The organism is Mycobacterium sp. (genome assembly GCF_049683355.1).
Taxonomy (GTDB): Bacteria; Actinomycetota; Actinomycetes; order Mycobacteriales; family Mycobacteriaceae; genus Mycobacterium.
This window is the reverse complement of record NZ_JBAUJB010000455.1, coordinates 1-11,363: the sequence shown is the minus strand read 5'-3', so window position 1 is coordinate 11,363 and position 11,363 is coordinate 1. Positions and strand designations below refer to the sequence as shown.

The following is an 11,363-nucleotide window of genomic DNA, read 5'->3' as shown; positions in this document are numbered from 1 at the left end:
GCCCGGCGTCGAGTCGGCCAGGTCGGCCAACGCGAGCCCGGCACCTCCGGCCAGCGCCGCGCCGGCAGCGAGGTACAGCCCCAGGTCCGCGGTGCGGGTGGTCAGGAACGCGGTCAAGCCCGCCGAGACGCGATGGTCGTCCTGCCACCGGTAGCCGATCAGCGCATAGGACGCCGCGCCCATCACCTCCCACGCCAGCAGCAGCGCCGGCAGGGTGGTCGCGGTGGCGGTCAGCATCGCCGCGGCGGCGAACACCAGCATGTACCCGTGGAACCGGTGGCCGGCCACCGAACGCTCGCCCACCGCGAACGTCAGCACCAGCAGCGTAATCACGGCCACCGCGGGCACCACTGTGCCCGACAGGCCGTCGACACCCAAGCCGAAGTCCATTCCCGCCAGGAACGCCACACTGACCGCGGGCCGGGTCACGGCGACCATCACCGACAGCGCGACCACGACAGCCGACACGCCCACCGACACCACCGCGGCGGTGCGCACGCGTGCGGAAGTCAGCAGCAGCGCAGCGCCGGCGAGCGCAGGCAGGCACACCAGTGCCCACAACGCCAGCTCAGCAACGGAGAGCACCGGCTACCCCGACAGATCCGTGGCCATGTCGGTCATATCGGCCTGGCGGTCCCGGTGCAGCAACGTCGCGACGGCGAATCCCATCGCCATCTCGACCGTCATCGCGGCGATGATCACCATCAGCAGCACCTGACCCGTCGGTGCGGGCGCCAGGAACCACCACAGGCCCGCAGCGGCGAGGATGACGGCGTTGATCATCAGCTCCAGGCCCATCATCACCATGACCACCACCTGCTGGGACATCGCGCCGTACAGGCCGACGCAGAACAACGCGGCGGCCACCAACAGCAGCGTCTGCAGGGTCATCGTCCGACTCCCCCCGGCTGCGGATCCCGCGGCGGCCGTTGGTCGAGGTCGTCACCGAAGCGGTCGTAGCGTCCCCGGTGCGCTGCAAGCACGACCGCCCCGACGATGGTGGCCACCATCACCGGGCTGATCACGATCATCGCCAGCATCTTGGGACCCATCAGCTCCTCCCCGAGCGCGACGGTGACGTCCGGGGGCGGCGCGCCACGGCGGGCCGGCCAGTCGACCAGCAGGATCCCGGCGCTCAGCAGCAGGAACAGGCCGACGGAGAGGGCCAGCGACATCCGTTTGCCGTGGACCATGCTCATCGGCATCAACGCCGGGTTCATTCCCATGAACATGACCATGTAGACGGCCATCACCGCCATCTCCATGACCATCATCAGGATGATGACGACGCCGACGTAGTTCTGCTGCAGCAACAGCGCCACCACCCCGACGGCGATGAACGACGCGGCAAGCGCGTAGGTGGCCCGGGCCATCGAGTCGACCGCGAACACTGCGGCCCCGGCGATCACGGCCACCGCCGCGGCGATCCAGAACACGATGTCGGTGATCAAAGTCTCAGCCCCTCCAGACGGCGATGACGGCGATGACGAGATCCTGCGCGAGCACCAGTGGCAACAGCACCATCCAGCCCGCCTCCATGAACTTGTCGGGTCGCAACACCGGAAGCCGACGGCGCAACCAGACGAAAATCGTCAACAGCACAACGGTTTTGACCAGCACCCACAGCCAGCCCGGCAGCAGCGGCCCGGCACCGCCGCCGAGGAACAGCGGAACCGCGAACGCGGCTCCCGCGGCCAGCAGGGCATACCTTCCGACCTCGAAAAGCAGCCGGTCGACACCGGAGAGTTCAGCGGCCGCACCGCCGGCGATGTCGTCACCGACGGCGGCCGACAGCGGCCCCCACACCGAAAACCCGGTCACTCCAAGGCAATACACCACGAACGCGACAGGCATCCAGACCACGAACCACAGGTCCTGCTGGGCGGCCGCGACGGTGCCGACGTGCAGGCTCTGCGCCGCGATCGCCGGAGCGACCAGGGCGAACATCAGCGGCAACTCGTAGCCGAGGCCCTGCGCGAGAAAGCGGTAACCGCCGATCAGCGAGTGTGCCGAGTTGGGCCCCCACCCGGCGAGCCACACCAGCGCCCAGACGAGTACGTCCATCGCGTTGAACCACACGACCCCGACATCGAGGTCGAACAGCACCCACTGCCCGAGCGGCACCACCGTGATCATCAGCAGCGCGGCCACGAGCAGGCCACCGCCACCGAGACGCCACAGCGGCCGATCCGCCTCGAGCGTGACCCGGCGTCGCTGCCGCATCAGCCGCGCGGCGTCACCCACCGGAGCCGACACCCGCGCTCGGTCGAGAGCGGCCGCGTAGTACGCGAGCGCCAGCAGCAGCGCCGCCGCCACTGGCGCCCAGGCTGCCGACACCACCGTCGTCCCGGTCACGGCGCCCCCAGCTGCGCCGGCACTACGGTGTCGAGACCGAGACCGGCGATCACCAGTCGGACGGCGGCGACGTCGAGGCCGACGACGATGCCGGGCAGGGCGTCGGCGATTGCTGCCGGGTCGACGTGCAGGGGGTCGACCGCCAGCCGGTTCGACAGCAGTTCGCCGACGACCTTCATCCGCGTCTGCAGCCGGTCGTGGGTGTCTCCCGCGAGCATTGCCGGCAGCCGGTCGGCAGCAAGCCGTTCGGCGGTCAGCGGCGCGAGACCGCGCAGCGACCAGCGCAGCAGCCTCGAACGGCGCACGCAGCGCTGCACATGTTCGAACTCGTCCCGCGCTCGTTCGTCGCGGGGATCGTCGAGTAACAGGTCGCGGCACCGACGTGCCCTCGCCGCCGCGTGCGGCCAGCCCGCCAGCACGAGCAGGTCGACGAGGTGATCACACTGGCGGGCCACGACGGGGGTTGCGGCGTCTGGCCGGTGCTCGGCGTCCAACAGGGCGACCGTCGCGTCGGTCACCACGTCACCGGCCAGGACGCACCGGAGCCGCACCCCGGCCGGCCAATGGGCCAGGACCGGCCCCAGCTCCAGGTGCAGCACGTCCATCTCGAGTCCGTCGCGGTCTTGTGCCCCCTCGGCCAGCGGGATACCGGACGGGGCCATGTCCATGTCGCCGTGGTCCATGTCGCCGTGGTCCATGTCACCGTGGTCCATGTCACCGTGGTCCATGTCACCGTGGTCCATGTCGCCGGTGTCCGGGTGCTGGCGACGGTTGTGCGCATCACCGACCTGCGCTGCGGTGTCGAGTAATTCGGCGGCGGCTAGGTCGAGCGCGTCGTCGACCGGCCCACCGTCGGGCACCTCGATGCGGACCCGCGGGCCCGGCAGCTGATCCCAGACCAGATCGATCACCGCGTTCATCTGCGGCCCCGGCGGGCCGCACACCGCCAGCACGTCGGCGTCGGCTGGGCTGACCGCCATCCGCCAGCCGCGGTCCAGCACCCGGCGCTGCAGCGCGACACGCGTCGACCACTGCCCCGGGATCTCCACGGCGAGGACATGGGTTCGGGCGACAGCCAGCCGCGCCGTCCACCCGCTCAGGACCACCGGAACGCCCCTTCACGCCAGGCCCACACGACAGCGATCAGGAGTGCCGTGAGGAACACGAACATCTCCACGACCGCGGTGACGCCCTGCTCGACGACCACGACCGCCCACGGGTACATGAACAGCATCTCGACATCGAAGGCCAGAAAGACCAGCGTCGCCAGGTACCAGCGCACGTGGTAGCGCGACAGCGCGTGTTCCTCTGGCCGCCAACCTGATTGGAACGGAAGCGAGACGAGCGGATCGGCCGCCACGGCGGTCACCCGGTGCAGCAGATACGCGCCGACACCACCGACGAGGCACACCAGGAGCATCGAGGCGACGCCGGCGTACATCGAGTCGACTCCTCTCCGTGGGCGGCCTACTGCGACGTTCCCGGATCATTCCCTTCTAAACGGGCCGCCGCCACATCTGCCACATCGTGGGTCCGCCGTCGGGGATGTTGATCTCCCCCGTCACCTCGAACCCGAACCGCATGTAGTAGGGCACGTTGGACTCCTTGGTCGACTCCAGGTAGGCGGGTGCGCCCTCGGCGTCGCACCGATCGAGCCGTGACCGCATCAACACCTGCCCGAACCCGGCGCCGCGAACATCCGGGTCACTGCCGATGACCGCCAGGTACCAGTGCGGCTCCTCCGGGTGGTGCTCCTTCATCAGCTCGGTCATGCCCATGCCACGGCCGACGTAACGCCCCATCGCCAGCAGGAAGCTCGGCATCATCCGCCATTCCTCGCGGGGCGTCTGCTTCCACCGGCCGGGCGGATCCCACAGCGCGGCGGCCCCCACCTGCCCGGCCCGGCTCGCCACCTGCGCTGCGCCCCCGGCCAGGAAGTGGTGCCGGGCCATCGCGCCGAACACCCGCGGCAGGGCCTTGGCCCGGCGCGCGTCGTCGGGCAGCATCCACCTCATCACCGGGTCGTCGAAGAAGGCCCGGCCCAGCACGCGCGACAGCTCCCGCACGTGCGGCTTCTGCGCGACATGGACGTCGATGGTGGCCGGCACGCCGCTCACCCCTGGGTGATGTAGGCCTGGAGCTGCTGTTGTTCGCGCTCGAGTTCTTCCATACGGGTCTTGACGACGTCGCCGATGCTCACGATCCCGGCGAGCCGGCCCTCGACCACGACGGGCACGTGCCGGACCCGGTTGTTCGTCATCAGGACGCTGAGGCTGTCCACGGAGTCCTCCGGCGAGCACGTCGCCACCAGCGTGGTCATGATGTCGGAGACCGGCCGCGTCAGCAGCTCGGCACCCACCTCGTGCAGCATGCGCACGACGTCGCGTTCGGACACGATGCCCAGCAGCCCGTCCGGCGAGACCACCACCATCGCTCCGATGTTGTGCACACACAGCTCGGTCAACAGCCCGGCAACCGAGGTCTCCGGGGTGATCGTGGCCACTGTCGCGCCCTTGTTGCGCAGCACGTCGGATATCCGCATCGAGCTCTCCGCTCCGTCGTGGGGTTCCTCACCCCAGGCTAGGCAATAAACCCGGCCGCGTTCGGCGTTTTCCGCCCCCCGGACACCCGATCGAAGGGTTAGGTGGGTTTCATGATCGAAGTCACCTTGCTCGGCACCGGCAGCCCCATCCCCGACGCGCGCCGCGCGGGACCGTCCACGCTCGTGCGCGCGGGCGGGCAGACGTTCCTGGTGGACTGTGGCCGCGGCGTGCTGCAACGCACCGCCGCGCTGGGAGTCGACGCCAACACGCTGAGCGCCCTGTTGCTGACACATCTGCACAGCGACCACATCGCCGATCTCGGGGACGTGCTCATCACCCGGTGGGTGTCGAACTTCACCCCGGACCTGGCGCCGCTGCCGATCATCGGCCCACCGGGAACCGCGGAGGTCGTCGAGAACACCCTCAAGGCGTTCGGGCCCGACATCGGATACCGCATCGCCCATCACGCCGATCTGACGTCGCCGCCGCCGGTCGAGGTGGAGGAGGTGACCGACGGTGTGGTGTGGGGCCGCGACGGCGTCACGATCCGGGTCGCGCCCACCGATCACCGGCCGGTGGCGCCGACCATCGGGTTTCGCATCGAGAACGGCGGGGCGTCGGTGGTGCTGGCCGGGGACACGGTGCCCTGCCGAACCCTCGACGATCTGGCCGCCGGCGCGGGAGCACTGGTGCACACGGCGATTCGCAAGGACCTGATCGACCCGCTGCCGATGCAGCGGATCAAGGACATCTGCGACTACCACTCGACGGTGGAGCAGGCCGCCGAGACCGCCAGCCGCGCCGGTGTCGGCATCCTGATCCTCACCCACTACGTGCCGGCGATCCAGCCCGGCCAGGAAGAAGAGTGGCGGTCGTTGGCCGCGTCGGTGTTCGACCGCCAGATCGAGATCGGCGACGACCTGCACCGGGTGGAGGTTCATCCCGGCGTGTGCGCTAGGCCAGCCGGGTGATCTCCACGACGACGTCGAGGTCGGTCGACCCCTCGCCCGAGTAGATGCCCTTGAGCGGGGTGACATCGGCGTAGTCGCGGCCGACCCCGACGCTGATGTACTGCTCGTTGATCTCCTTGTCGTTGGTGGGGTCGTAGTGCCACCACTCCCCCGTCCATGCCTGGATCCAGGCGTGGCTCTGCCCGTCGACGGTGTCACCGAGCTTGGCGTTGCGCTTGGGATGCAGGTATCCCGACACGTACCGGGAGGGAATTCCCATGCCGCGCAACACCATCAACGTCAAGTGGGCGAAGTCCTGGCAGACCCCTTTGCCCTCGCGCAGTGCGTCGACCCCCGAGGTGTGCACCCCGGTGGTGCCGGGCACGTACTTCAGTTCGGCCGCCACCCAGCGCGCGGCCTCGATGACCGCCTCGGTGGGTTCGTGGTACTTCGCGATGCGACGGCCCACGCGTTCGATCCGCTTGCTCGCGGGGACGTAGTGCGTCGGGGCCAGCATCTCGTCGTACTTGTCGATCACCGCCTCGCTCTCGAGGTCCTCCCAGCTGATCTTGGTCTTCGGCAGCTCCGGCCGGTCGGTCTCCACCACCGAGGACGCCGTCACCTCCAGTTCGGTGTGCGGCGCGTGCAGATCGAACGCGGTCACCGCGGTACCCCAGTAGTCGACATAGCGGTAAGACCTTGTGGCGGGCACGGTTTCGACCCGATTGAGGATGACATTCTGCCGCGAGTCGGACCGCGGGGTCAGCCTCGCCTCGTTGAACGACGCGGTCACCGGGGATTTGTACGCGTAGCCCGTCGCGTGCACTACGCGCATCCGCCACATCTAGATCTCTCCTTCTTCGATGACCAGCGCGTTGCGCCCGGCGTCAGTCCACGCCACCCACGGCGCCGAGTGGAAGTACTCCAGCGCCAACGCTTCTCCGACATCAGCGCACGTTGCCTGGATGGCCGCCAGCCGCTCCTCCAGCGATTCGAGCAGAACGCCTTGGGGCATGAACTCCAATTCGCTGCGGGCACGGCCGAGCAGGCGCTGCACTTCCGCGGTGGCGCCCACCCGTGCCGGGCGGCGCTTGTGCAACTCGTCGAGGCTGTGTTCGGCCAGTCGCAGCGAGTACATCACCGAGCGGGGGAAAAGCCGGTCCAGCAACATGAACTCGACGACTCGAGCGGCGTCGAGCACCCCCCGATAGGTGCGCAGATAGGTGTCGTGCGCACCCGCCGAGCGCAGCACGGTGACCCACGCCGGCGACGATGCGCTGTCGCCGACCCGGGACAGCAGCAGCCGCACCGTCATGTCGACGCGTTCGATCGCCCGCCCCAGCACCATGAACCGGTAGCCGTCGTCGCGGGACAGGGTGGAGTCGGCCAGGCCGGCGAACATCGCGGCGCGGCCCTCGACGAACGACAGGAATTCGTGCGGCCCGAGCCGTTTGGCGGCTCGTTCCCTCTCCGCCAACGCGTTGTAGGTGGTGTTGAGGCACTCCCAGATCTCGGTGGACGTGACTTCGCGTGCGCCGCGGGCGTTTTCACGGGCCGCGGAAATCGCCTCGACGATCGAGCAACCGCCTTCGGTGTCCCGACTGAACGCCACCAGGTCGGTGAGCGACCACAGATCGAGTTCCGTCTCCGGTGGCTCGATGCCCAGCACCCGCAGCAGGGTTCGGGACGCGTGGTCGGGATCGACGCTGGAGTCCTCGAGCAGTTGATGCACGGTGACGTCGAGGATGCGGGCGGTGTCGTCGGCCCGCTCGACGTAACGGCCGATCCAGTACAGCGACTCCGCGTTGCGCGCCAACATCAGCGCACCACCTGCTGTTGCTGTTGCTGTTTCTGTTGTTGCTGCTCTTCCTGGCGGTTGGCCTGTGACTGTTGCTGCTGGGACGACGACCCGTCACCGTTCCTGTCGGCCTTCGCCCCCTTGCCCGATTTCGGCAGCGACCGGACGACCTCCGCGGCGGCCAGTTCGCGGTCGGCGACCGACGCGCGCGAGGCCAGCACCCAGGTGTCCTTCGATCCGCCACCCTGACTGGAGTTCACCACGAGGGAGCCCTCCGGCAACGCCACCCGGGTCAGCCCGCCGGGCAACACCCAGACGTCGTGGCCGTCGTTGACGGCGAACGGCCGTAGATCGACGTGCCGGGGCGAGAGGGTGTCGTCGATCTGGGTCGGCACCGTCGAGAGCTGCACCACCGGCTGAGCGATCCAGCCGCGTGGGTCGGCGATGATCTTCTTGGTGATCGTCGCCAGCTCCTTTTCCGAGGCGTCCGGACCGAACACGATGCCGTAGCCGCCGGAGCCCTCGACGGGTTTGATGACCAACTCGTCGATGCGGTCGAGCACCTCCTCGCGCTCGGCATCGAGCCAGCACCGGAAGGTGTCGACGTTGGCCAACAGCGGCTTCTCGCCGAGGTAGTACTCGATGATCGTCGGGACATAGGTGTAGACGAGCTTGTCGTCGCCGACGCCGTTGCCCACGGCGCTGGAGATGACGACGTTGCCGGCCCGGGCGGCGTTGAGAATTCCCGCGACACCGAGCACCGAGTCGGGCTTGAACTGCATCGGGTCCAGGAAGTCGTCGTCGATGCGCCGGTAGACGACGTCGACCTGGCGCTCCCCCTCGGTGGTGCGCATGTAGACCGTGTTGTCGCGGCAGAACAGGTCCCGGCCCTCGACGAGTTCGACGCCCATCTGCCGGGCCAGCAGCGAGTGCTCGAAGTAGGCGGAGTTGTAGACACCGGGAGTCAGCACGACGACGGTCGGATCGGCGACGTTGTTGGCCGCGGCGTTGCGCAGGGCGCGCAGCAGGTGTGACGCGTAGTCCCCGACAGCGCGCACCCGATGAGTGGCGAACAGGTTCGGGAACACCCGGGCCATCGTGCGACGGTTCTCCATCACGTAGGACACACCGGACGGGGACCGCAGGTTGTCCTCGAGAACCCGGAAGTTGCCCTGCCCGTCGCGAACCAGGTCGATGCCTGCGACGTGGATGCGCACCCCGTTGGGCGGCACGATCCCGACCGCCTCCCGGTGGAAGTGGTCGCAGGACGTGACCAGCCGGCGCGGGATGACACCGTCGCGCAGGATCTCCTGTTCGCCGTAGATGTCGTCGAGGTACATCTCCAGCGCCTTCACCCGTTGGCGGATCCCCCGTTCCAGCCGGGTCCATTCGGCCGCCGAGATCACCCGCGGCACGAGATCGAGCGGGAACGGGCGTTCCTGTCCCGACAGCGAGAACGTGATGCCCTGGTCGATGAACGCCCGCCCCAGGGCCTCGGCCCGCGCCTCCAGCTCGGCGACATCGGAAGGTGCGAGTTCTGCGTGAATGCCCTTGTAGGGACCCCGGACGTTGCCGTCACCGTCGAACATCTCGTCGAAGGCCTCGCAGTACGCGCCGAGGTCGTTGTAGCCGCCGAAGACGCCGTCATGCTTTTTTGCGATCTTGGAGTTGCTGCGCGAGGTCCGTACCGTCTCGGTGGCCAAGATGTCTTGTGCTCCTCACGTCGGCGGTCTGTGCAGTTTCCGCTGCTGTCCGGTTCCCGTGCGACGCGTTTCGCATACGCACGACTGCCATGCTGCAACATTTCGGCCGTTTCGGCAGGCCTGTGGGTCTCGCTTTGGGACATTTCTGGGCTCGCTGGTACCCTGAACACTCGCTGCCCGCGCCAGGGCGCCCCTCAAGACTCAGCAACCCCGACCGAGATTTACGAAGGAATACACGCGTGGCCAACATCAAGTCGCAGGAGAAGCGGATCCGCACCAACGAGCGCCGCAGGCTGCGCAACAAGTCGGTGAAGTCCTCCCTTCACACTGCGGTGCGTGGATTCCGTGCGGCCGTGGAGGCCGGCGACAAGGACAAGGCCGGCGAGCTGCTGGCCTCGACCAACCGCCAGCTGGACAAGGCCGCCACCAAAGGCGTGATTCACAAGAATCAGGCGGCCAATCGCAAGTCCGCGCTCGCGCAGGCCTTCAACAAGATCTGAGCTCGGCCGGCGGTCAGTCCGCCTCAGCATTGCCGCTGCCTCGGTCTTGCCGCTTCAGTCCTCCCGCTTCAGTCTTCTCGCTTCAATCTTCAACGAGTTCCGCGACCCGGCGGACGGCGGTTTCCAGCGCATAACCCGCATCCGCTGCCGCTCCCTTGACGTCGGCGTTGAGCGTTGCCACCACCCGCATCGCCTCGGCGACAGAGTCCCGCGACCACCGGCGTGACTGCTTCTGGGCCTTCTGCACGCGCCACGGCGGCATGCCCAGTTCACCGGCCAGGCGGTACGGATCCCCGGACATCGGGCCGACCCTGGCGATGGTGTGCACCGCTTCGGCCAGGGCATCGGCGAGCACCACATGGGGTTCGCCGCCCATCATCGCCCACCGCAGCGCCTCGGCCGCCCCGGCGACGTCTCCGACGACGGCCTTGTCCGCGATGTCGAATCCCTTCACCTCGGCCTTGCCGGAGTGGTAGCGGCGCACCGCGGCCGCGCTGAGATCGCCGCCGGTGTCGGCGACCAGCTGTGAACACGCGGCGGCCAGCTCGCGGATGTCGGAGCCGACCGCGTCGAGCACCGCGGTCACCGTGTCATCGCCCACCTTGACCCGCAGCGCGCGGAACTCTTTGCGGACAAAATCGGCCCGCTCCGATGCCTTGGTGATGCGTGGGCAGGGATGCACCTGAGCGCCCAGCTTCTTGAGCTGATCGGCGAGTGACTTGGCGCGGCCACCGCCGGTGTGCGCCACCACGAGCATCATCCCGTCGGGCAGATCCGCCGCGGCGGTCTCGATGATCGCGGCCGCATCCTTGCCGGCTTCGGCGGCGGACTCGAGGACCACCACCCGTTCGTCGGCGAACAGCGACGGACTGAGCAGCTCCACGAGCTCACTGGTGCTGACCTCACCCGCGCGCAGCCGGTCGACCGGGATGTCGGCAGGGGCGCTGCCACCGCCGGCGGAAGCCCGCGCGTGCTTGAGCACCGCCGCGATGGCCCGCTCGACCAGCAGCTCTTCGTCACCCAGGATCAGGTGCAGGCCGGTTTTCTCTCGACTCACCGCACGATCGTGTCATGCCTCGCCGACACCCGACCGCATACCCGATGCCACACAGCGGCGGCGCCCAGTGCGGCGATCCCGATGGTCACCACACCGGCCGGTCCCGACGGCACGGGCACCGACGCAACAGGAAGTCCGGCGGCCCAATGGGCGACGCTGAGCAGCCACCACACCTCGGGGCCGGTGAAGCGGATCAGCAGCTCGGCACCGGCGGGCCACAGCGGGCACAGCGCGGCGGCGGTGGTGCCGATGACGGTGATCGGCGGGATCAACGGCGCGACCACGAGGTTGGCGGCGACGGCGACCAGGCTCACCGATCCTGAAATGCCGGCCACCAACGGCGCTGTGACCAGCTGCGCCGCGACCGCGACGCTGACGGCGTCGGCGAGCGGTCGCGGCCAGCCACGCTCGGCGAGGCGCCGCGACCACGCCGGAGCGATGAGCACCAGTGCGGCGG

The 11,363-nt window shown here is 68.7% G+C and carries 15 protein-coding genes; 2 read left to right on the top strand and 13 right to left on the bottom strand.

Features of this window, described 5'->3' with window-relative positions; translation table 11 throughout:
• From WA944_RS25920 to WA944_RS25885, 8 genes are all read right to left on the bottom strand, one after another.
• Positions 1–585: proton-conducting transporter transmembrane domain-containing protein (locus WA944_RS25920; RefSeq protein ID WP_526647485.1), on the bottom strand; the 585-nt coding region annotated here is incomplete at its 3' end.
• 3 nt (positions 586–588) lie between these two features.
• Complete coding sequence (locus WA944_RS25915) at positions 589–891, bottom strand: NADH-quinone oxidoreductase subunit NuoK (RefSeq protein ID WP_526374949.1); 303 nt, start codon at positions 889–891, stop codon at positions 589–591.
• On the bottom strand, positions 888–1,451 hold the full coding sequence (locus tag WA944_RS25910; RefSeq protein WP_526374951.1) for an NADH-quinone oxidoreductase subunit J family protein: 564 nt from the start codon (positions 1,449–1,451) through the stop codon (positions 888–890). The genes WA944_RS25915 and WA944_RS25910 overlap by 4 nt, the downstream gene beginning before the upstream one ends.
• 4 nt (positions 1,452–1,455) lie before the next feature.
• Positions 1,456–2,355 carry an NADH-quinone oxidoreductase subunit H gene (locus WA944_RS25905; RefSeq protein WP_526647484.1) on the bottom strand — a complete coding sequence of 300 codons (900 nt, stop codon included), beginning with the start codon at positions 2,353–2,355 and terminating at the stop codon, positions 1,456–1,458.
• Positions 2,352–3,461: a hypothetical protein gene (locus WA944_RS25900; protein ID WP_526647483.1), complete on the bottom strand. Its 1,110-nt coding sequence runs from the start codon at positions 3,459–3,461 to the stop codon at positions 2,352–2,354. The genes WA944_RS25905 and WA944_RS25900 overlap by 4 nt, the downstream gene beginning before the upstream one ends.
• Positions 3,452–3,796 (bottom strand): NADH-quinone oxidoreductase subunit A, encoded by a 345-nt coding sequence (locus WA944_RS25895; protein WP_526370488.1) that lies wholly within the window; start codon positions 3,794–3,796, stop codon positions 3,452–3,454. The genes WA944_RS25900 and WA944_RS25895 overlap by 10 nt, the downstream gene beginning before the upstream one ends.
• 55 nt (positions 3,797–3,851) lie before the next feature.
• Entirely contained in the window at positions 3,852–4,463 is a 612-nt protein-coding gene (locus tag WA944_RS25890; RefSeq protein ID WP_526647486.1) for a GNAT family N-acetyltransferase, read from the bottom strand.
• A 5-nt stretch (positions 4,464–4,468) separates the two neighbouring features.
• The gene (locus tag WA944_RS25885; RefSeq protein WP_526611781.1) at positions 4,469–4,897 is read right to left on the bottom strand and encodes a CBS domain-containing protein; all 429 of its coding nucleotides are present in this window, start codon (positions 4,895–4,897) and stop codon (positions 4,469–4,471) included.
• Between the two features lie 111 nt (positions 4,898–5,008).
• On the opposite strand from WA944_RS25885, the gene WA944_RS25880 reads away from it, so the two are divergent.
• Complete coding sequence (locus tag WA944_RS25880; RefSeq protein ID WP_526611780.1) at positions 5,009–5,869, top strand: ribonuclease Z; 861 nt, start codon at positions 5,009–5,011, stop codon at positions 5,867–5,869.
• On the opposite strand, the gene WA944_RS25875 is transcribed toward WA944_RS25880, so the two are convergent.
• From WA944_RS25875 to WA944_RS25865, 3 genes are read right to left on the bottom strand one after another with little or no spacing between them, the layout of a single operon-like run.
• Positions 5,853–6,692, bottom strand: a complete 840-nt coding sequence (locus WA944_RS25875; protein WP_526373352.1) for a transglutaminase-like domain-containing protein — start codon at positions 6,690–6,692, stop codon at positions 5,853–5,855. The two genes, WA944_RS25880 and WA944_RS25875, sit on opposite strands and share 17 nt — an antisense overlap.
• Positions 6,693–7,667, bottom strand: coding sequence for an alpha-E domain-containing protein (locus tag WA944_RS25870; RefSeq protein WP_526373354.1), 975 nt, complete (start codon positions 7,665–7,667; stop codon positions 6,693–6,695). It lies immediately after the preceding gene.
• The gene (locus tag WA944_RS25865; RefSeq protein ID WP_526373360.1) at positions 7,667–9,307 is read right to left on the bottom strand and encodes a circularly permuted type 2 ATP-grasp protein; all 1,641 of its coding nucleotides are present in this window, start codon (positions 9,305–9,307) and stop codon (positions 7,667–7,669) included. The genes WA944_RS25870 and WA944_RS25865 overlap by 1 nt, the downstream gene beginning before the upstream one ends.
• Positions 9,308–9,588: 281 nt before the next feature.
• On the opposite strand from WA944_RS25865, the gene rpsT reads away from it, so the two are divergent.
• Complete coding sequence (rpsT, locus tag WA944_RS25860; protein WP_163892372.1) at positions 9,589–9,849, top strand: 30S ribosomal protein S20; 261 nt, start codon at positions 9,589–9,591, stop codon at positions 9,847–9,849.
• Between the two features lie 82 nt (positions 9,850–9,931).
• On the opposite strand, the gene holA is transcribed toward rpsT, so the two are convergent.
• Both holA and WA944_RS25850 read right to left on the bottom strand, forming a co-directional pair.
• Positions 9,932–10,906, bottom strand: coding sequence for a DNA polymerase III subunit delta (gene holA / locus WA944_RS25855; RefSeq protein ID WP_526373356.1), 975 nt, complete (start codon positions 10,904–10,906; stop codon positions 9,932–9,934).
• The coding region (locus WA944_RS25850; protein ID WP_526647482.1) for a ComEC/Rec2 family competence protein at positions 10,903–11,363 on the bottom strand (461 nt) is incomplete at its 5' end. The genes holA and WA944_RS25850, both read right to left, overlap by 4 nt.

Coding starts and splice junctions, on each gene's coding strand:
- WA944_RS25915 (WP_526374949.1), bottom strand. CDS start 891: ATGACCCTGCAGACGCTGCTGTTGGTGGCCGCCGCGTTGTTCTGCGTC.
- WA944_RS25895 (WP_526370488.1), bottom strand. CDS start 3,796: ATGTACGCCGGCGTCGCCTCGATGCTCCTGGTGTGCCTCGTCGGTGGT.
- WA944_RS25885 (WP_526611781.1), bottom strand. CDS start 4,897: ATGCGGATATCCGACGTGCTGCGCAACAAGGGCGCGACAGTGGCCACG.
- WA944_RS25880 (WP_526611780.1), top strand. CDS start 5,009: ATGATCGAAGTCACCTTGCTCGGCACCGGCAGCCCCATCCCCGACGCG.
- WA944_RS25875 (WP_526373352.1), bottom strand. CDS start 6,692: ATGTGGCGGATGCGCGTAGTGCACGCGACGGGCTACGCGTACAAATCC.
- WA944_RS25870 (WP_526373354.1), bottom strand. CDS start 7,667: ATGTTGGCGCGCAACGCGGAGTCGCTGTACTGGATCGGCCGTTACGTC.